Origin of the sequence: Pseudomonas sp. NPDC090208 (assembly GCF_044746785.1) — a bacterium.
In the GTDB taxonomy this organism is placed as follows: Bacteria; Pseudomonadota; Gammaproteobacteria; order Pseudomonadales; family Pseudomonadaceae; genus Aquipseudomonas.
Genome location: NZ_JBIVCU010000007.1, coordinates 204,223 through 224,046 on the forward strand (window position 1 = coordinate 204,223; position 19,824 = coordinate 224,046).

The following is a 19,824-nucleotide window of genomic DNA, read 5'->3' on the forward strand; positions in this document are numbered from 1 at the left end:
CAGGATCGCGGGCAAGCGCGCTTCTACAGGGGGTTCAAACAAGGTACCCCCATGCGTCTGTTTCACACCTCCGACTGGCACCTGGGCCAGAACCTCCATGGTCAGGAGCGCGACTTCGAGCACGCCAGCTTTCTGACCTGGCTGCTGGCCCGACTGATCGAACGGCGGCCCGATGTGCTGCTGATCGCCGGTGACATCTTCGACACGGTCAACCCGCCGGTGAAATCCCAGGAGCGTCTGTACGATTTCATCGTCAGCGCCCACGAACAGAATCCGCAGCTGACCATCGTCATGATTGCCGGCAACCACGACTCCGGTTCGCGCATCGAATTGCCCGCGCCCTTGATGCGCCGCCTGCGCACCCACGCGCTGGGCCGGGTGCTGTGGCTGGACGACGGCGTGCTGGATGCCGAACGCCTGCTGCTGCCGCTGACCAACGCCAAGGGCAAGGTGCTCGGCTGGTGCCTGGCGCTGCCGTTCCTGCGCCCGGCGGAAGTCACCGGGCCGGTACTGGGCGACAACTACCTGCGCGGCATCACCCAGGTCCACGAAAAGCTGATCGAAGCCGCCAATGCCAAACGCAAGCGCGGCCAAGCGCTGATCGCCATCAGCCACGCCCACATGGCCGGCGGCTCGGTGTCGGAAGACTCCGAGCGCAGCCTGATCATCGGCAACGCCGAAGCGCTGCCGGCCAGCCTGTTCGGCGACAGCATCACCTACGTCGCCCTCGGCCATCTGCACAAGCCGCAGAAGGTCAACGGCCAGGAGCGCATCCGTTACTGCGGCTCGCCGATTCCGCTGTCGTTCTCGGAAATCGGCTACCAGCACCAGATCCTCGAAATCGACTGCGAAGGTGGCAAGCTCGCCAGCGTCACGCCGCTGCACATTCCCCGCGCCGTGCAGTTGCAACGGATCGGCCCGGCGCCGCTGGCCGACCTGCTGTTGCAACTGGCCGACCTGCCGGACATCGACCTGCTCGCCGATGTCGACCGTCAGCCGTGGCTGGAGGTGCGGGTGCGCCTCCATGAACCGCAGCCGGACCTGCGCAAGCAGATCGAAACCGCGCTGGAAAACAAGGCCGTGCGCCTGGTGCGCATCGCCGCCGAATACGCCGGCAAGGGTGGCCGTGAAGACGGCGAACAAGACCTGATCGAGCTGGACCAACTGACCCCGCAGGAACTGTTCAGCCGCGCCTGGCTGGACAGCTACGGCAGCGAGGTCGACGAACAGACCTTGCAGGACTTCGCCGCGCTGCTGCAGGACGTGCAACTGGAGGGCGAACAGCCATGAAGATTCTTGCCATTCGCCTGAAAAACCTTGCCTCGCTGGCAGGCCCTTTCGAGCTGGATTTCACCGCCGAACCGCTGGCCAGCGCCGGCCTGTTCGCCATCACCGGCCCCACCGGCGCCGGCAAGAGCACCTTGCTCGATGCCCTGTGCCTGGCGCTGTTCGGCGCCGTGCCGCGGCTCAATGACATCGGCCAGTCGAAAGTCCCGGAGATCGACGGCGAGATCAGCACCAACGACCCGCGCAACCTGTTGCGCCGTGGCACCGGCAGCGGTTATGCCGAGGTGGATTTCGTCGGCGTCGACCATCGCCGTTACCGCGCCCGCTGGGAAACCAACCGCGCCCGCGACAACGCCAGCAAGAAACTCCAGGCCAGCCGCCAGACCCTGACCGATCTGGACAGCGAGCAGGTCCTCAGCCAGAACAAGAGCGAGTACAAACCCCTGCTCGAAGCGCGCCTGGGTCTGAACTTCGAACAGTTCACCCGCGCGGTGATGCTGGCTCAGAGCGAGTTCAGCGCCTTCCTCAAGGCCGATGACAGGGAACGCAGTGAACTGCTGGAAAAGCTCACCGACACGGCGATCTACAGCCAGCTCGGCCGTCGCGCGTACAGCAAGAGCAAAGAGGCCGAAGAAGCGCTCAAGGCCCTCAATGCGCAGGCCGGCAACCTGACGCCGCTCAGCGAGGAACAGCGCGCCGAGCTGCAACAACGTTTCGACGCCGCCCGCGAGCAACTGAAAGTGCATCAAGGGCAACTGCGTCAGCTGGAGCTGAAACAGCAGTGGTTCAGCGAGCTGAACCGCCTGCGCGACAGTCAGCAGGCCGCCGCCGAACAACTGGCCAGCGCGCAACAGGGCTGGGACAGCCAGCACGGCGAGCGCCAACAATTGGGCCAACTGGAACGCCTGGCACCGCAGCGCCACCTGTTCGGCCAGCGGGCGAAACTCAATGGTCAGTTGCAACCGCTGACGGCGGACATTCAGCGCCATACGCAACAGCAGACCGAACAGCAGGCACGTCTCAGCGAACTGGAAACCCGACTCGGTGAAACCCAGGCCAGCCTGCAACAGAGCCAGGAACAGCTGCAGAGCGCCCGACCGGCCCTGAGCGAAGCCTTCGCCCAGCAGGTCCAGCTCAACCATTTGAACCAGGATCTGCAACAGGTCAGCGAACAGGCCCGGGTCGCCGAACAGGCTCGCCACGACGGTCAGACCTCCCTGCAACAGCTGAACGAACAGCAACAACGGGTCGAGCAGCGTCTGCAGGCGATTGCCGAACAATTGCAGGAAAGCGCCGCGCTGGATGCCTTGAGCCAGTCGTGGAAGGCCTACCGTCCGCAGCTGCAACAGATCGTCTCGATCAGCTCACGCCTGAGCAAGGGCCGCGATGAATTACCAGCGCTGGAGCAGGCCTCGACCCGCGCCGAACAGACCCTGAGCGAAACCCGCAGCGCCCTGCAGGCGCTGTATGACGAGGCAGAGGTCAAGGCCGACGTGGTGGGTCAGGAGATCGAGCGCCTCGGCCAGTTGCTTCAGGAACAGCGTCAGCAGCACAGCGCCAGCAACAGCCTGGAACGGTTGTGGCAACGCCAGCAGGACATCGTCGGCCGCTTGCAGGATGTGCAGACGCACCAACAGCAGGCCACCGAGCGTCGCGCACAGGGCATCGCCCAGGGCTTGAAGCTGAAGACCGAACACGAGGCGGCCGAACAGGCGCTGAAAGTCACCGTCGAGCTGCTGCAACGCCAGCGTCTGGCGCGCAGTGCCAGCGTCGAGCAGTTGCGCGAGCAACTGGTGGATCAGCAACCGTGCCCGGTCTGTGGCAGTGAAGAGCATCCTTATCATCAGTCCGGCGCGTTGCTGGAGGCGCTGTCCGGGCATGACGACAACGAAGAACACAGCGCACGGCTGAAGGTCAGCCAACTGAGCGAAAAACTCGCCGAGCTGCGCGCCGAAGTCGGCGAACTGAACAACCAACTCAAGGCGTTCAAGCCGCAGCAGGAGCAACTCGACGAACAGTTGCAGAAGCTGCTGCCGGAGCTGGAAAGCCAGGCCTTGTACCCGCGCTTGCTGGAACAGCCGGAACACCTGCGCAATGACTGGCTGAGCGAGCGCCTGCATCAACTGGCCGAGGAAATCCTCGCCGCCGAACAGCGCCAGAGCCGCCTGCTCAAGGTGCAGCGCGACGCCGAGAGCTTGCAACAGCAGGTGCAGAGCGCCCGCGAGGCCAGCCAGCAGGCGATGAAGCTGCTGGACGATCAGCAGCGTTTGATCGCCCAGGACAATCAGACCTTCGAAACCGCGCTGCGGGAATTCGAACCGCTGCTACCGGCCGAGAGCCTGGTGCACTGGCGCGAGTCGGCCACGCAGAGTTTCATGCAGCTGGACAGCCAGGTTGCCCGGCGTCTGGAGCAGCTCGATCAGCAGAAAGACGAGCAGCAGGAACACGGCGAGCGGGCGCAGAAAATCGTCCTCGAACAGAACGCCCAGCAGAGCCGCGAGGCCGAACAGCAGAAACTGCAACAGAAACTGCACGACAGCCAGCAACAGCAGGCCGCCGTGCAGCAGCGGCTGGCCGACATGCTCGGTGAACACGCCAGCGCCGAACACTGGCAGCAACAGCTGGAACAGGCGGTCGAGCAGGCGCGTCAGGCGCAGGCCGCTGCCGCCGAGCAGTTGCAGCAGACCCGCAGCGACCTGATCAAGCTCGACACCGAGCTGAACAGCGAGCGCCAGCGCCTGCAAGCGATGGAACAGGAACTGGCCGAACTGCAACGGCAGATCGGCGAGTGGCGCACCAGCCACGGTGAAATCGACGATCAGGCACTGGACGCCCTGTTGGCGGTCAGCGACGAGCAGGTCAGCCAGTTGCGTCAGCGCCTGCAACACAGCGAAAAAGCCCTCGAACAAGGCAAGGTGCTGTTGCAGGAACGCGAGGCGCAGCTGCAACAGCATCAGGCCCAGCACAGCGACATCAGCGACGCCGACACCCTGCTGGCTGCCCTTGGCGACCTGCAGAATCTCGCCGCTCAGGGCGAGCAACAGTGCGCCGACCTGCGCGCGCAGATCAGCGATGACGACCGTCGGCGCAACGCCAGCAGCGAATTGCAGGAGCAGATTGCCGCCGCCACTGGGCAATACCAGCGTTGGGCGCGGATCAACGCGCTGATCGGCTCGGCCAGCGGCGACACCTTCCGCAAGATCGCCCAGACCTACAACCTCGACCTGCTGGTCCACCACGCCAACACCCAGCTCAAGCAACTGGTACGCCGCTACCGCCTCAAACGCGGCGGCAGCCTGCTTGGCCTGCTGGTGATGGACACGGAAATGGGCGACGAACTGCGCTCGGTGCATTCGCTGTCGGGCGGCGAAACCTTCCTGGTCTCACTGGCGCTGGCGTTGGGCCTCGCCTCCATGGCGTCGAGCACCTTGAAGATCGAATCGCTGTTCATCGATGAGGGCTTCGGCAGCCTCGACCCCGAGTCGCTGCAACTGGCGATGGACGCGCTGGACGGCTTGCAGGCCCAGGGCCGCAAGGTCGGGGTGATTTCCCACGTGCAGGAAATGCACGAGCGGATTCCGGTGCAGATTCAGGTGCGTCGCCAAGGCAACGGCCTGAGTACGCTGGAGGTCAGCTGATGGGCGCCCTGCTCTATTCGTTTCGCCGCTGCCCCTATGCCATGCGCGCCCGCATGGCGGTGGCTTACGCCGGGGTGGCGGTGCAAACCGTCGAGGTCAGCCTCAAGGCCAAGCCGGCGGAGATGCTTGCCCGTTCGCCCAAGGGCACGGTGCCGGTTCTGGTGCTGGACGATCAGGTACTGGAACAGAGCCTGGACATCATGCGCTGGGCGCTGGCGCAGAACGACCCGGACGACTGGTCGCTGGCCAACGATGCCGACGGCCAGCGGCTGATCGCCGAGTTGATCGAGGAAAACGACAGCCGCTTCAAGACCGATCTGGACCGTTACAAATACGCGGTGCGCTACCCCGAATTCACTCAGGAGCAGTACCGGGCGCGGGGTGAGGTGTTTCTGCACAGGCTGGAAACGCTGTTGAGCGAGCGGGAATGTCTGGTGGCCGACCACCTGACCCTCGCCGACACCGCACTGGCGCCGTTCGTGCGGCAGTTCTGCGGGGTTGACCCGGACTGGTTCTGGCAGAGCCCGTATCCGCGGTTGCAGGGGTGGTTGCAGCGGTTTCTCGACTCTCGGTTGTTTGTTGAAGCGATGGCCAAGCGTCAGGCCTGAAATGCAAGATTTGTAGGAGCCGGCTTGCTGGCGAATGCGGTAGCTCAGCCTGCACCGCAGTGTCTGGCCTGAAGCAACACCTGTAGGAGCTGGCTTGCCCTGCGACCGGCGGGGGACCCGTCGTAAAACCTGTGTATGCGGTGTGTCAGGAATACAGAGTTGTCAGGGTTTGCTGCCGGTCCCCGGCAGGTCGCGGGACAAGCCGCGCTCCTACAGGGACCGCGGTGACCTTATACAGTCGTCAACCGAAAAATCCCGGTCAGCAATTCGCCGTATTTGGGCGGCGGGTTGCCAGTGTTGAGTTTCTGCGCACGCAGCATCTCCACGGCTTCGGCCATTTCGGTCTTGAATTCGATGCTGCGGGCCACCCCGCCCACCGAGCCCTGGCCGTAGCCGAGCAGCGAGCAACCGTTGTTGATCACGGCAAAGAAGATGATCACCCAGAGTCTGATGCCTTTCACGACGCACGCCCCTTCGCCTGGTCAGCCGCACGATCCAGTGCAACGACAGACGATTGAGCCGAGACCGCAGTCGGTGCAGTCAGTTGTGGGTGCATGCTGGCAATAGTGACCACTGCAATGAAAACAACATACAAAGCGATGGCGGTATAAGCGCCGTGTTTAAGTGAATGAAGGATGGCAGTGGCCATGTCGGTAGCTCCAGGATGTTTCTGTTTCTGGAGCGAATGATGCGGAAAGTTTGTATCACTGAGAAACGATGCTCAGCGATTCAAAAAATCAGTTGAGTTGATTATTTAGAAGATTAATAAGCCCGATAGATATCACCGTAGGAGCGCGCTTGCCCGCGAGGCGTTACTTCAGACACCCCTGCAGTGTCAGCGATAACGTCTCGCGGGCAAGCGCGCTCCTACAGGAATAACGCGGGCAAAAAAAATCCCCGTGGCTTATTCAGCGGACGGGGACGAAAGGGAGGGAATCCAACGCTTTCGCGAGCAAGCTCGCCTGCATTTGATACATGGCCTGACACGCGATGGTCAGTGGGTCGTATCAACCTGGAATAGGCGAATTTGCTCGCGAAAGCGTTCTTGTAGCCTGTAACGATGTCGCGGGCAAAACAGCGTTTTTACTTCAGCTTCATTTCTTGAGAATCCATTCCCCGGTAGCGTGTACTTCGTTAACGGGGAATGGATTCACATCGTCAGTTCTATTCATTGCTGGGTCTTGTGGTCCAGGGCTGCGTAGAAGTTGGCGCTTTGTTGCAGGTATTTAGGGGTGTAACTTTGGGTGGCGCTGATTTTCTTGTCGGTCACTTCGACACTGGCACTGGCAGGCAATGCAACAGTGGCGGAGATGGCGGACGCGGCGATGATGGAGAAGAGATTGAAGTTCATGATGCGTACCTCGGTGTTGATGTTTCGTTTCAAGTCTTGACCGTCGTGGCCGTGGAATGAAAGTTACGCCCGAGTCGCTTTCAGAAAAAATCTTTTTTGGCACTAGCCCATATCACTTCAATTAATACATGGCCCCAGCCCTTGAAAAACAAGGGCTGGGGCCTGCGTCAACGTGTCACTTGGCGGCTTCAGAAACCGAGGAAACGGAAGTCCGAGGGGGAGTCGAAGTCGATTTTCTGCACGGTTTCGCCTAACTGACCGCTTTTCGGGTCGACCCGTACGGTCACGATCTGGTTGCTTTTCTGGTTGGCGATCAGCACGAACTGGCCGCTGGGGTCGAAGGCGAACTCGCGAGGCTCCTTGCCCTCCACCGAACGGCGCTGGATCTCGGTGAGCTGGCCGTTGCTTGCGTTGATGCGGAACACCAGTAGTTCATTGACCTCGCCACGGTTGGCGACGTAGAGGAACTTGCCGTCCGGCGAGGTGTGCAGGCCGCCGGCGGCGCGGAATTGCTGGCCTTCCTTGTTGGTCAACTCGACCAGTTCGGTGCGCTTGAACACGCCGTTGTGGTAGTCGAACACCGCCACCTGGGCGCTCATTTCCATGGTCAGCCAGGCGTGCTTGCCGTCCTTGCTGAACACCAGATGGCGCGGGCCGCTGCCCGGTGGCAGCTCGACCGCAGGCACTTTGGCCGGCTGCAGCGGCTGGGTTTTGCTGGCGTCATAGTTGAAGACGAACATCTTGTCGGCGCCCAGGTCCATGGCGATCAGGTATTTGCCGTCGGGCGTCGGCACGGCAGCGTGGACGTGGGACGAGGCCTGACGCTCGGGGTTGACCTTGCTCGCGGCGTGGGTCGCCGTCTGCACCACCGGCGAGAGTGTGCCGTCCTTGCCGACCGGCACCACCGCCAGCGAACCGCCGGGATCGGGGTGTACGGCGTAGTTGGCGACGAACAGGAAACGCCCGTCGGCGCTGAGGTTGGAATGGGTCGGCTCCTCGCCCTTGCTGTCGATCTGGTTGATGAACGACACCGCATGGGTCTTCGGATCGATGGCGAAACTGCTGACCTTGCCGACCACATCGGTCTGGCCGGGACCGTTTTCGTTCACCGCGAACAGGTGACGCTGGTCCTTGGAGAGGGTCAGCCAGGATGGGTTCTCGCTCTTGATCACCTGGCGCGGCTTGGCTTCAAGCTGGCCGGTCTTGGTGTTGAAACCGTAGCGGTAGATACCTTCGCTGGCGCCGGCGGTGTAGGCACCGATCAGCACGTCGTAGTCGGTCATGGGCTTGGCCTGAACGGAAACAGAGGCAAGGCTGCTGGCGAGCACCAGCCAGGGCAGAAGTCTGGGCGTCATCGGAGTGATCTCGTTGTTGGCGTTATGAACGCGCGCTGTGCGCGGGAATCAGGGGTATGGACAGCGCGTGGCAGGGGGAGTTGCGGGTGCCACATACCTTGTAGGAGTGAGCTTGGTCTGGGCCGCACTCGGACGATTGCGGTGTTTCAGTCACCATCGCAGTGTCTGATCTGACAAATCGCGAGCAAGCTCACTCCTACAAAGGTTTATTCGTCTTCTTCGTCGTCATCACTCGCCGCGAAGGCGTTGAGCACGATGATGCGGTGGTCGGCGTTGCCGTCGTTGATCACCCAGCTTTGCAGGTTTTCATCGAATTCGGCGGAGTCGATCTGGGCCAGGGAGAAGCGCCAGACCTTGCGCTCGCGGCCGTCCATGCTTTCGATCTGGAGCATTTCGTCGAGGGTGAATTCGAAGGCGTGCAGGCCGTCGATTTCCAGCATGCTCTGGGAAGTCAGCGCGGCTTGCAGTTCGGCGCGCAGGTTTTGCGGGGTGGTGGTCATGGCAGTGCTTCGCAACGGTTCAAAGTGCGAATGATAGGTCAAAAGCCTCTGTGGCGCGGACTGTGGGAGAGAATTCATTCGCGAGAGAGCCTTTCAGCCGACAGATATTCATCGACTGAACTGGCGCCTCGCGGATGAATCCGCTCCCACAAGGGACGAACCCGGTCAGTCTTCCTTGATGTAGTAACGCTTGGGAATACCCCAGACGATCAGCGCGATCGCCAGCACGCTGACCGCAAACAGCGCGAACAGCGCCGGGGTGGCGGTGCCGGTGAGGTCCTTGATGCGGCCGACCATGTACGGCGCGATGATGCCGCCGAGCTGGCCGAGGGAGTTGATCAGGGCGATGCCCGCTGCCGCCGCCAGGCCGCTGAGGAAGCGCGGCGGGATGGTCCAGAAGATCGGCATCCAGGCGATGATGCCGGTCATGATGATGCTCATGCCGACCATCAGCGGCAACAACTGGCCGGGGAACAGCGCGCAGACCAGATAGCCCAGCGCGGTCAGCGTGGCGCACGCCGCCATGTGCCAGCGCCGTTCGCCACGGCGGTCGGAACTGGCGCCGATCAGCAGGTTGCCGATCACTGCCACCACATAGGGAATCACGGTGAGCAGGCCGATGTTCATGGTGTCGGTCACGCCCGCGCTCTTGATCAGTTGCGGCATCCAGAACAGCAGGCCGGTCAGGGCCATGACCAGGCACAGGTAAATCGCCGACATCACGTAGGTGGTCGGGTGTTTCCAGATGTCCTTGAGATTGTGCGACGACGCCGGTTTCACCTCGGCGGCCATACGCGTCAGCATCACCTGCTTTTCTTGGGCGCTGAGCCACGGCGCATCCTCGATGCGGTCCTTGACCAGCCAGATCACCACGCCGCCCAGCAGCACCGATGGCACGCCTTCGAGCAGAAACAGCCAGCGCCAGCCGGGCAGGCCCATGACGCCGTCGAAGTGGCTGAGGATGATGGCCGCCAACGGGCCACCGACGATGCCACACAGGCAGATCGAGCTTTTGAAATACGAATTGACCCGCGCGCGGCGGGTACTTGGGTACCACTGGGTGAAGAAATACAGCACGCCGGGGACAAAGCCGGCTTCCATCACGCCGATCAGAAAACGCAGGGTGTAGAACCAGAATTCGCTCTGCACGAACATCATGCAGGCCGAGGCGATGCCCCATGACACCATGATCCGCGCGATCCACAACCGCGCGCCGAGGCGGTGCAGCAACACGTTGCTTGGCACCTCGAACAGGAAGTAGCCGACGAAGAACAGACTGGCGCCCAGGCCGTAGACCGTTTCACTGAAACCCAGGTCGCTGGCCATCTGCAGCTTGGCGAAGCTGATGTTGACCCGGTCCAGATAGGCGAACAGGAAACAGCAGATGAACAGCGGCACGATGCGCCAGCTGACCTTGCGATAGATGCGGTCTTCAAGCAGGTCGGTGTCGGACTGTTCCAGCGGTATGGCGTTGGCGGTCATGGGGCACACCTCGGTTGTTGTTATTGGGTGTCGGGTGGGTCATGTCTTGCACGAATCCCTGTAGGAGCTGGCTTGCTCTGCGACCGGCTGCGCAGCAGTCGTAAATCCGGTGAATGCGGTGGATCAGACTGACCGCATTCGCCGGTTTTACGACGGGTTCCCCGCCGCTCGCGGGACAAGCCACGCTCCTACAAGTACGGCGTTTACATATCGGCACCTGATTCACCGCGATTCCCTGTAGGAGCTGGCTTGCCCTGCGACCGGCTGCGCAGCAGTCGTAAATCCGGTGAATGCGGTGGATCAGACTGACCGCATTCGCCGGTTTTACGACGGGTTCCCCGTCGCTCGCGGGACAAGCCACGCTCCTACACGGGTTATGCGGTGATGGCGGAGGTTGTGTTCACCCCGTCCACCAGCCGCTGAATGCCCAGCGGGTTGGCGTTTTTCAGGGCGTCGGGCAAGGCGCTGTCGGGGTAGTTCTGGAAGCACACCGGACGCAGGTAGCGGTCGATGGCCAGGGTGCCGACCGAGGTGCCGCGCGAGTCGGACGTCGCCGGGTACGGGCCGCCGTGGACCATCGAATCGACCACTTCCACCCCGGTCGGATAACCGTTGATCAGGATGCGCCCGACTTTCTGCTCCAGCAGGCCGGTCAGTTCGCTGAAGCGCTGCATGTCGTCGCCGTCGACCAACAAGGTCGCGGTGAGCTGGCCGTGCAGGCCGAGCAGGGCTTCAGTGAGTTGGGCCTGATCGGCCACTTCGACGACGATCGAGCTCGGACCGAACACTTCTTCCTGCAATAGCTCTTCGCCGTTCAGCAGCAGGCTGACGTCGGCCTTGAACAGTTGCGGCTGCGCCTGATCGCCCTGCTGCTCGCTGCCGGCCAGGTGCTCGATGCCGGCGTGCGCATGCAGCGCCTTCAGGCCACGGCTGTAGCTGCTCAGCGTGCCGGCGTTGAGCATGGTCTGTGGCGGCTGATCATTGATTTGCGCAGCCAGCCGCTGCTGGAACTCTGTGAACGCCGGCGAACGCAGGCCGATGATCAGGCCCGGGTTGGTACAGAACTGCCCGCAGCCCTGGACGATGGAGCCGGCCAGTTCAGCGGCGATGCGTTCGCTACGCAGGCCCAGCGCCTGGGGCAGGATGATCACCGGGTTGATGCTCGACATCTCGGCGAACACCGGGATCGGCTGCGGACGTGCGGCGGCCATGTCGCACAGGGCACGCCCGCCCTTGAGCGAACCGGTGAAGCCGACGGCCTGGATCGCCGGGTGCTTGACCAGCCACTCTCCGACGCCACCGCCGTAGATCATGTTGAACACGCCCTTGGGCATGCCGGTCTTGTCGGCGGCGCGCAGCAGCGCATCGGCGACCCATTCGGCGGTAGCCATGTGGCCGCTGTGAGCCTTGAACACCACCGGGCAACCGGCGGCCAGCGCCGAGGCGGTGTCGCCGCCCGCCGTGGAGAACGCCAGCGGGAAGTTGCTGGCACCGAACACCGCCACCGGGCCGAGGCCAATGCGGTACTGGCGCAGATCAGGACGCGGCGCCGGCTTGCGCTCCGGCAGCGCCAGATCGATGCGCGCGCCGTAGAAGTCACCCCGGCGCAGGACCTTGGCGAACAGACGCATCTGCCCGGTCACGCGGCCGCGCTCACCCTGGATACGAGCGGTCGGCAAGGCGGTTTCGCGGCAGACGGTGGCGATGAACTCGTCGCCCAGCGCGTCGATTTCATCGGCGATGGCGTCGAGGAATTGCGCACGTTTTTCCGCGCTCAGCGAACGGTAGGCCGGGTATGCCGCCGCGGCGGCCTTGCAGGCGGCATCGACTTCTTCGACGGTGGCCTGATGAAAATCGTGGGGCAGCTTTTCGCCAGTGCTGGCGTCGACGCTATAGACGATGATTTCACCGGCAGCGCTGCGCTGGCCGCCGATGTAGTTGTGGCCGAGGATCTGGGACATGGGGGATTCCTGTAGAACAAATCGGATTGAAAGGCATCTGGCCATGTAGGAGTGAGCTTGCTCGCGATAGCGGTATGTCAGTCACCATTGCGTCACCTGATGCAACGAATCGCGAGCAAGCTCACTCCTACAATGGGAAACGCTTTAGAGCTGTTTGACGCCGCCCGCGTGGAACACGGCGTCTTCAGCAGCGATGCCGTTGACCAGCGGTGCGCCGAATTCGGCCTGGCTGATTTCGAAACGGTCTCCCGGCTGGGTCTTGATGCCGTCGGCGAACGACAGGGTCGCGGTGCCGAAGAAGTGCACATGCACATCGCCCGGACGCAGGAACTGACGGTATTTGAAGTGGTGGAATTCAAGGTTCTGCAGGCTGTGGCACATGTTCGCCTCACCGCTGAGGAATTCCTTCTCCCACAGCACTTCGCCGTCGCGCAGGATGCGGCTGGTGCCGGCCAGGTGCGCCGGCAGGTCGCCAATGCGCAGTTCCGGGCCGAACGAGCAGGCGCGCAATTTGGAATGGGCCAGGTACAGGTAGTTCTTGCGCTCCATGACGTGGTCGGAGAACTCGTTGCCGATGGCAAAGCCCAGACGGTACGGCTGGCCGTCGTTGCCGATCACGTACAGGCCGGACAGCTCCGGCTCTTCACCGGCGTCTTCGGAAAACGGCGGTTGCGGGAAGGCTTCGCCCGGACGGATGACGATGCTGCCGTCGCCCTTGTAGAACCACTCCGGTTGCACGCCCGCCTCGCCGGCCGCCGGTTTGCCGCCTTCGATGCCCCATTTGAAGATGCGCATGGTGTCGGTCATGGCCGACTCGTCGTTGCCGTGCTGATGCATCTTGTCGCGGGCCGACGCGCTGCCCAGGTGGGTCAGGCCGGTGCCGCTGACCAGCAGGTGCGCCGGGTCCGGGTGATCCAGCGGCGGCAGGATGCTCAGGTCGGCGCGCAGCTGCGAATAATCGTGGCTATCGCCCAGACCCAGGCTGTCGACCTGTTCGGCCAGGGAAATCTTCTTGTCGATGGCGGCCAGGGCCAGTTCGCGGGTGCTGGTCGCGCCCTGCACTTCGCGCACCAGCGCACCGTCCACCAGACCCACACGGCGCTCGCCGTTGCCCAATTCGAATTGAACCAAATGCATGGAATGCTCCTTCTATGAGTTGAGCGGCTCCCTTGTAGGAGCTGGCTTGTCCTGCGAGCGGCTGCGAAGCAGTCGTAAAACCATACGCCTTGGCAGTGTCAGGCACACCGCATGCACAGGTTTTACGACGACTTCGTCGCCGCTCGCAGGACAAGCCAGCTCCTACAAGGGGCGCGGGGCAAGCCGCACCTACAGGGCGTGGCGTGCCTCTGAATGACAAGTCAGTGTCGTTAACGAGAACTGCGGGCGCTGCCGGTGAATTCGCTTTCCGGCAGCAGGTGTCTGCGTTCCAGCACGCGGTACACCACGCCGGTCAGGATCAGTCCGAAAACCATCACGCCCGACAGGAAATACAGGCCGCTGGCCAGGTTGCCGGTGATTTCTTTCAGCCAGCCGACGACGAACGGGCCGATGTAGCCGCCGAGGTTGCCCACCGAGTTGATCAGGGCGATACCGGCAGCGGCACTGGCGCCGGCGAAGAAACGCCCCGGCAGGGTCCAGAAAACCGCCGTGCAGGAGAACAGCGAGAACGCCACCATGCACAGCGCCGCCAGTTGCAGCACCGGCGAGCTGAGGAAGGCGCTGAAAAACAGGCCGAGCGCACCGATCACATAAAGGAAGGCCAGGTGGCCGTAGCGGTCGTTCAGGCGGTCGGAGCTGCGCGGCACGATCAACAAGCCGACGATGCCGAAAATGTAGGGCACTGCCGAAATGAAACCGGTCATCAAATCCGTGGTGCCGAATTGCTTGATAAGCGTCGGCAGCCACAGCCCGAGGCCATAGATGCTCAACGTCACCGGCAGATAGAACAGCGCCAGCAGCAGGACACGTTTGTCCTTGAGCGCGTGCAGCGGGTTGCCGTGACGGGTCTGGCCGTATTCTTCCAGGTCGCGTTTCAACTCACCGGACAGCCACTGCTTTTCCACCGGGTCCATCCACTTCACGTCGCTCGGGCCGTCCGGCAACCAGCGCAGTACCGGCCAGGTCAGCAGAATCGCCGGCGCACCGATGCACAGGAACAGCCATTGCCAGCCGTGCAGCCCGGCAATCCCTTCCATGCCCAGCAGACCACCGGAAATAGGACCGGTGATCATCATCGCGATGGGCTGGGAAAGAATGAACAGGCCGAGGATCTTGCCGCGATGGCGCACCGGGAACCACTGGGTGATGTAATAGAGCACGCCAGGAAAGAAGCCCGCTTCGGCCGCGCCGAGCAGAAAGCGCATCACATAGAAGCTGGTCGGCCCCTGAATGAAGGCCATGCCCATGGTGATCGCGCCCCAGGTGATCATGATCCGGGCAAACCAGCGCCGCGCGCCGAAGCGTTCGAGCATCAGGTTGCTGGGGATTTCCAGCAGGAAGTAACCAATGAAGAACAGCCCTGCGCCCAGGCCATAGGCCGCATCGCCGATGCCGACGTCCGCGCCCATGTGCAGCTTGGCAAAGCCCACGGCAGAGCGGTCGACGTAGGCGATCAGGTACAACAGGATCAGAAAGGGAATGAGTTTCAGGGTGATGCGACGAATAAGCCTGAGTTCCTGGCTCATGCAAGCGGTCTCCACGTTGTTTTTGTTATGGAAAACTCGGGGAAACCTCTGGCTTCGTGTGTGCCGGTGACAGCCATGCAGATTGCAATAGGCGGCAGACAGGGTCGTCCCTCGATGGAAACCGACTATATAGTAATACTATTTGGCGTGACAACACTTCCACTCAGACGATTTTCAGCCTATTTTAGTCAGCACACGAAGCTTTTAGTCTTACAATAAGAGTGCTGATTTATGTCTGATTCCCCATCCAATACCCACAAGAAACCCACCCTGCGTTCGGCCCAATGGTTCGGTACCGCCGACAAGAACGGCTTCATGTACCGCAGCTGGATGAAGAACCAAGGCATCGCCGACCACCAGTTTCAGGGCAAGCCCATCATCGGCATCTGCAACACCTGGTCGGAACTGACCCCGTGCAACGCCCACTTCCGTACCATCGCCGAGCACGTCAAACGTGGCGTCATCGAAGCCGGTGGTTTTCCGGTTGAATTTCCGGTGTTTTCCAACGGCGAATCGAACCTGCGTCCGACAGCAATGCTCACCCGCAACCTGGCGAGCATGGACGTGGAAGAGGCGATTCGCGGCAACCCCATCGACGGCGTGGTCCTGCTGACCGGCTGCGACAAGACCACCCCTGCCCTGCTGATGGGCGCCGCCAGCTGTGACGTGCCGGCCATCGTCGTCACCGGCGGGCCGATGCTCAACGGCAAGCACAAAGGCAAGGACATCGGCGCCGGCACCATCGTCTGGCAGATGCACGAGTCCTATAAAGCCGGGCAGATCAGCCTCGACGAATTCCTTTCCGCCGAAGCCGGCATGTCGCGCTCGGCCGGTACCTGCAACACCATGGGCACCGCCTCGACCATGGCTTGCATGGCCGAAGCACTGGGCACCTCGCTGCCGCACAACGCCGCGATCCCGGCCGTGGATTCGCGCCGCTATGTGCTGGCGCACATGTCTGGCATGCGCGCGGTGCAGATGGTCAACGAAGACCTGCGCCTGTCGAAGATCCTGACCAAGGAAGCTTTCGAGAACGCCATTCGCGTCAACGCCGCCATCGGCGGTTCGACCAACGCGGTGATCCACCTCAAGGCCATCGCCGGTCGCATCGGTGTCGATCTGGAGCTGGACGACTGGACCCGCATCGGTCGCGGCATGCCGACCATCGTCGACCTGCAGCCGTCCGGGCGTTTCCTGATGGAAGAGTTCTACTACGCCGGCGGCCTGCCTGCCGTGCTGCGCCGCATGGATGAAGCCAGCCTGTTGCCTAACCCGAATGCGCTGACCGTCAACGGCAAGAGCCTGCGCGAAAACGTCAAGAACGCGCCGATCTATGGCGACGATGAGGTGATCCGCGCACTGGACAACCCGATCCGCGCCGACGGCGGCATCTGCGTGCTGCGCGGCAACCTGGCGCCACTGGGCGCTGTGCTCAAGCCATCGGCGGCAACGCCTGCGCTGATGCAGCATCGCGGTCGCGCCGTGGTGTTCGAGAACTTCGACGAATACAAGGCACGCATCAACGACCCGGAGCTGGACGTCGACGCCAACAGCATTCTGGTGATGAAGAACTGCGGGCCGAAGGGTTATCCGGGCATGGCCGAAGTCGGCAACATGGGCCTGCCGGCCAAGCTGCTGGCCCAGGGCGTGACCGACATGGTGCGCATCTCCGACGCACGCATGAGTGGCACCGCCTACGGCACCGTGGTCCTGCACGTCGCGCCGGAAGCGGCAGCCGGCGGTCCGCTGGCCGTGGTGCGCGAAGGTGACTGGATCGAGCTGGACTGCTCCACCGGCCGTCTGCACCTGGACATCCCGCAACAGGAGCTGGAAGCCCGTCTGGCCGACTGGCAAGCGCCGCAGCACAACCTGATCGGTGGTTATCGCCAGCTGTACATCGACCATGTGATGCAGGCCGACCAGGGTTGCGACTTCGACTTCCTGGTGGGTACGCGCGGGGCCGAAGTGCCGCGGCATTCGCATTGATGGCCTGACACGCACCACCTGTAGGAGCTGGCTTGCCCTGCGACCGGCGACGAAGTCGTCGTAAAACCTGTACACGCGGTCTATCTGATGCGGCCAATGTGTATGGTTTTACGACGGGTTCCCCGCCGGTCGCAGGGCAAGCCAGCTCCTACAGGTAATGCAACAATCCAGTCGCTTCAGCCAGTGCTATGATGCGCCGCACTTCCCTTCAGGACCGCCTCGCGCCCCATGGATTACCGTAAGCCTTCCGACCGCAAAAGCATGCATTCGCGCATCGTCCAGGACATCGGCATGCAGATTGTGTCCGGCCACTTCAAGCCGGACGACAAGCTGCCCGCCGAGGCGCTGTTGTGCGAGGAATATGCGGTCAGCCGCCCGGTGCTGCGTGAGGCCACGCGGGTGCTGGTGGCCAAGGGGCTGGTGTATTCACGGCCTCGGGTCGGCACGGTGGTCAAGCCGCGTCGTGAATGGCACATCCTCGATCCGGACGTTCTGCACTGGCTGATGCAGAGTTCGCCGCAGAACGAGTTCTTCGCCCTGCTCACCAGCGTGCGCAGCATCATCGAGCCGGCCGCCGCCGCCCTCGCCGCCCAGCACGCGACCGCGGATGAAATCGCCTCCATCGGCGAGGCCTACCAGCGCATGGCCGCCGCGCCGACGGTGGAAGACGTGTTGCAGCCGGACCTGGATTTCCACAGCCGCATCGCCGACGCCACCCACAACGATCTGCTGGCACACCTGTGCAACATGCTGTCGCTGGCATTGCGTGAGGCGCTGAAGCACTCCAACAAGCGGCCCAACCTGCATGAGCTGGCACTGCCACGGCACAAGGCGATCCTGACCGCCATCGAAAACCGCGACGCCCTCGGCGCCCACCACGCCACCCTGGTACAGCTGGACGATGCGCGCAACGCGCTGAATGTGGTGCTGGGCAAAGGGTTGTAGTTGTAATTGCTCCTCCGTAGCCGTCCGGCTTGCCGGCGGTGATGCCCATAAGATCGCTGCCGCCGGCAAGCCGGACTGCTACAGGTGCTTGGCGGCGTACCTGTGGGAGGGAGCTCTGCTCGCGATAGCGGTGGGTCATTCAACACTGCATTGGCTGATTTGACGCCATCGCGAGCAGAGCTCCCTCCCACAGGATGTGTGTTATCCGAGGGATTTGCGCACTGCCGCAAAAGCCGTCGTGATTGCCATCCCACCCCGGCAAATCTCCGCTATAACCAATAGATCCCGTTGCAGTCATCGACAAGGAACGTCGCTTTTCCCATGCCTTACTGCCCGCGACCTCAGCGTAAACAATGAGGCTGACCATGAACCCGATTGCCAGACTTTGCGGCACAGCATTGCTTCTGGGGTTGCTGGCCGCCCTGTTGCTGAAAAACATGCTGCTGGGCGACTCCGTCGATTTTCATCGGCACAAGGCGCTGCTGATCGGCATCGACGGCCTGCAATACGAACAACTGCAACAAGCCATCGCGGGCGGACGGGCGCCGGTGCTGGCGCGCTTCAAGCCGCATCCTGCGTACACCGGCGGCATCGTCGGCACCTCGACCCAACAGACCACCTTCAGCGGCCCGGGCTGGGCCAGCATTCTTACTGGCGCGTGGGCCGACCGGCACCGCATCGCCAGCAACGACAGCAGCCTGCGCAACAAGACCGACAGCCTGTTCAAGCTGATCAGCCTGTCCGCGCCGACCCGACACACCGCCAGCATCGTCAGCTGGAACCCGATCAACGATAACTTCAGCGACGACCTCAGCGCCGGTTTCATCGAGCTCGGCGTCAAGTGCGGCGGCGACGATCAGTGCGTGACCGACCGCACGGCCCAGGAGTTGCTGACCGGCAACTTCGATTTCATCTTCGCTCACCTCGACCAGCCGGACGGCGCCGGCCACGAGAACGGTTTCAGCGCGCAGTACCAGCAGGCCATCACCACGGTCGACCGCCATGTCGGGGAAATGCTCGACGCTCTGACGCAACGCAAGAAAGGCCTCCCGGACGAGGACTGGATGGTGATGATCGTCACCGACCATGGCCGGCGCCTGCCGGACGGTTACGACCACGGTGAACAGAGCCGCAGCGAGAAGACCGCTTTCATCGGCCTCGATGAACCGGTCAACGACGAGTTGAGCCACCCCGTTCCCGACCCGTTCAACCCGTCGCTGGACGGACTGTACGGCCTGCCCGCCGTCACCGATGTCGCGCCGACCATTCTGGTGCACATGGGCATCAACACCGACGCCCAACGGCACAACATCGACGGCGTGCCGCTGATCGGCCCTCTGGGGGTGCGCCAACTGACCGCCACCCTGAACAACAGCGCCCGCACCGTCACCCTGCGCTGGCGGGTGGCCGAGGGCAACAACAAGCCGCTGCGCATCTACCGCTCCGGGCAACTGATCGCCAAGCTCACCGACTCTTCCCTCGAATACGTCGACAGCGATCTGCCGCAAACCATCGGCCAGTTGAATTACACCGTGGTGCTCAACGAGGTGCCGGTGTCGCGGCTGGTGACTGACATGCCGGTCAAACGCTGAAATACAGTGCTAAACCGGCGGCTGCTTATATTTTTTTGTGATGGCTCATAACGGTTTTAGCCTCGAAAAAATCGTGAACGTTCCGCACATTTTTTACACCGCTAAAAAAACATCCGACAAATCATCGGCTTGAACGCCGGTTCGACGCTTCGATGATTATCGTTGCGTCAAAAATCCGTGACGCAAAACCGACGCCAAAACTTCAGCCGACGCAGGTCGTTGACAGTAAAAGACTTCACGCCTAGCGTAAGGCCCGTGATCGTTGTCTCCTGCCTGGATCACGCCGCTGCACTTCAACAAGACGGGACGTACCCAGCCTTTACAGTCCTGCGCTTTCAAAAATCCAGATTCTGTATCTCGCCGTTGATTCGGCGGCGCTTTCGTATGCCTTGGTTCAGCTGTCGTCTACCCGACGCAGTCACGGCGCCTGTGTGC

Annotated in this window: 15 protein-coding genes; 6 read left to right on the forward strand and 9 right to left on the reverse strand. The window is 62.4% G+C overall.

The genetic code is table 11. From position 1 onward, the window contains the following. Positions 1-51 precede the first annotated feature (51 nt). The 3 genes from ACIPL0_RS14285 to ACIPL0_RS14295 are packed head-to-tail and all read left to right on the forward strand — an operon-like array spanning position 52 to position 5,533. Positions 52-1,290, forward strand: coding sequence for an exonuclease SbcCD subunit D C-terminal domain-containing protein (locus ACIPL0_RS14285; protein WP_400597236.1), 1,239 nt, complete (start codon positions 52-54; stop codon positions 1,288-1,290). After that, positions 1,287-4,925, forward strand: coding sequence for an AAA family ATPase (locus ACIPL0_RS14290; RefSeq protein WP_400597235.1), 3,639 nt, complete (start codon positions 1,287-1,289; stop codon positions 4,923-4,925). The genes ACIPL0_RS14285 and ACIPL0_RS14290 overlap by 4 nt, the downstream gene beginning before the upstream one ends. After that, positions 4,922-5,533 (forward strand): glutathione S-transferase, encoded by a 612-nt coding sequence (locus ACIPL0_RS14295; RefSeq protein ID WP_400597415.1) that lies wholly within the window; start codon positions 4,922-4,924, stop codon positions 5,531-5,533. The genes ACIPL0_RS14290 and ACIPL0_RS14295 overlap by 4 nt, the downstream gene beginning before the upstream one ends. Positions 5,534-5,763: 230 nt before the next feature. On the opposite strand, the gene ACIPL0_RS14300 is transcribed toward ACIPL0_RS14295, so the two are convergent. The 9 genes from ACIPL0_RS14300 to ACIPL0_RS14340 form a co-directional block, all read right to left on the reverse strand. Further along, the gene (locus tag ACIPL0_RS14300) at positions 5,764-5,994 is read right to left on the reverse strand and encodes a hypothetical protein (protein WP_400597234.1); all 231 of its coding nucleotides are present in this window, start codon (positions 5,992-5,994) and stop codon (positions 5,764-5,766) included. Then, entirely contained in the window at positions 5,991-6,182 is a 192-nt protein-coding gene (locus tag ACIPL0_RS14305) for a hypothetical protein (RefSeq protein WP_400597233.1), read from the reverse strand. Before ACIPL0_RS14305 ends, ACIPL0_RS14300 begins: the two co-directional genes overlap by 4 nt. A gap of 519 nt (positions 6,183-6,701) precedes the next feature. After that, positions 6,702-6,884, reverse strand: coding sequence for a hypothetical protein (locus tag ACIPL0_RS14310; RefSeq protein ID WP_400597232.1), 183 nt, complete (start codon positions 6,882-6,884; stop codon positions 6,702-6,704). A 188-nt stretch (positions 6,885-7,072) separates the two neighbouring features. Beyond that, positions 7,073-8,239 carry a lactonase family protein gene (locus ACIPL0_RS14315; protein WP_400597231.1) on the reverse strand — a complete coding sequence of 389 codons (1,167 nt, stop codon included), beginning with the start codon at positions 8,237-8,239 and terminating at the stop codon, positions 7,073-7,075. Between the two features lie 206 nt (positions 8,240-8,445). Further along, complete coding sequence (locus ACIPL0_RS14320) at positions 8,446-8,739, reverse strand: DUF5629 family protein (protein WP_400597230.1); 294 nt, start codon at positions 8,737-8,739, stop codon at positions 8,446-8,448. A gap of 165 nt (positions 8,740-8,904) precedes the next feature. Further along, on the reverse strand, positions 8,905-10,221 hold the full coding sequence (locus tag ACIPL0_RS14325) for an MFS transporter (protein WP_400597229.1): 1,317 nt from the start codon (positions 10,219-10,221) through the stop codon (positions 8,905-8,907). Positions 10,222-10,595: 374 nt separating this feature from the next. After that, positions 10,596-12,182, reverse strand: coding sequence for an aldehyde dehydrogenase (NADP(+)) (locus tag ACIPL0_RS14330; protein WP_400597228.1), 1,587 nt, complete (start codon positions 12,180-12,182; stop codon positions 10,596-10,598). Positions 12,183-12,326: 144 nt separating this feature from the next. Further along, positions 12,327-13,319 carry an AraD1 family protein gene (gene araD1 / locus ACIPL0_RS14335; RefSeq protein ID WP_400731544.1) on the reverse strand — a complete coding sequence of 331 codons (993 nt, stop codon included), beginning with the start codon at positions 13,317-13,319 and terminating at the stop codon, positions 12,327-12,329. Positions 13,320-13,549: 230 nt separating this feature from the next. Beyond that, a complete protein-coding gene (locus ACIPL0_RS14340) occupies positions 13,550-14,866 on the reverse strand; it encodes an MFS transporter (protein WP_400597225.1) in 1,317 nt (438 codons plus the stop codon). Positions 14,867-15,097: 231 nt separating this feature from the next. Between ACIPL0_RS14340 and ACIPL0_RS14345 the strand changes: the two genes are divergently transcribed. From ACIPL0_RS14345 to ACIPL0_RS14355, 3 genes are all read left to right on the forward strand, one after another. Further along, positions 15,098-16,852 carry an IlvD/Edd family dehydratase gene (locus ACIPL0_RS14345; protein WP_400597224.1) on the forward strand — a complete coding sequence of 585 codons (1,755 nt, stop codon included), beginning with the start codon at positions 15,098-15,100 and terminating at the stop codon, positions 16,850-16,852. Positions 16,853-17,080: 228 nt separating this feature from the next. Beyond that, positions 17,081-17,797, forward strand: coding sequence for a FadR/GntR family transcriptional regulator (locus ACIPL0_RS14350; RefSeq protein ID WP_400597222.1), 717 nt, complete (start codon positions 17,081-17,083; stop codon positions 17,795-17,797). Positions 17,798-18,162: 365 nt separating this feature from the next. Continuing rightward, positions 18,163-19,389, forward strand: coding sequence for an alkaline phosphatase family protein (locus tag ACIPL0_RS14355; protein WP_400597221.1), 1,227 nt, complete (start codon positions 18,163-18,165; stop codon positions 19,387-19,389). Positions 19,390-19,824 lie beyond the last annotated feature (435 nt).

Coding starts and splice junctions, on each gene's coding strand:
- ACIPL0_RS14285 (WP_400597236.1), top strand. CDS start 52: ATGCGTCTGTTTCACACCTCCGACTGGCACCTGGGCCAGAACCTCCAT.
- ACIPL0_RS14290 (WP_400597235.1), top strand. CDS start 1,287: ATGAAGATTCTTGCCATTCGCCTGAAAAACCTTGCCTCGCTGGCAGGC.
- ACIPL0_RS14305 (WP_400597233.1), bottom strand. CDS start 6,182: ATGGCCACTGCCATCCTTCATTCACTTAAACACGGCGCTTATACCGCC.
- ACIPL0_RS14310 (WP_400597232.1), bottom strand. CDS start 6,884: ATGAACTTCAATCTCTTCTCCATCATCGCCGCGTCCGCCATCTCCGCC.
- ACIPL0_RS14315 (WP_400597231.1), bottom strand. CDS start 8,239: ATGACGCCCAGACTTCTGCCCTGGCTGGTGCTCGCCAGCAGCCTTGCC.
- ACIPL0_RS14320 (WP_400597230.1), bottom strand. CDS start 8,739: ATGACCACCACCCCGCAAAACCTGCGCGCCGAACTGCAAGCCGCGCTG.
- ACIPL0_RS14325 (WP_400597229.1), bottom strand. CDS start 10,221: ATGACCGCCAACGCCATACCGCTGGAACAGTCCGACACCGACCTGCTT.
- ACIPL0_RS14330 (WP_400597228.1), bottom strand. CDS start 12,182: ATGTCCCAGATCCTCGGCCACAACTACATCGGCGGCCAGCGCAGCGCT.
- araD1 (WP_400731544.1), bottom strand. CDS start 13,319: ATGCATTTGGTTCAATTCGAATTGGGCAACGGCGAGCGCCGTGTGGGT.
- ACIPL0_RS14340 (WP_400597225.1), bottom strand. CDS start 14,866: ATGAGCCAGGAACTCAGGCTTATTCGTCGCATCACCCTGAAACTCATT.
- ACIPL0_RS14345 (WP_400597224.1), top strand. CDS start 15,098: ATGTCTGATTCCCCATCCAATACCCACAAGAAACCCACCCTGCGTTCG.
- ACIPL0_RS14350 (WP_400597222.1), top strand. CDS start 17,081: ATGGATTACCGTAAGCCTTCCGACCGCAAAAGCATGCATTCGCGCATC.
- ACIPL0_RS14355 (WP_400597221.1), top strand. CDS start 18,163: ATGAACCCGATTGCCAGACTTTGCGGCACAGCATTGCTTCTGGGGTTG.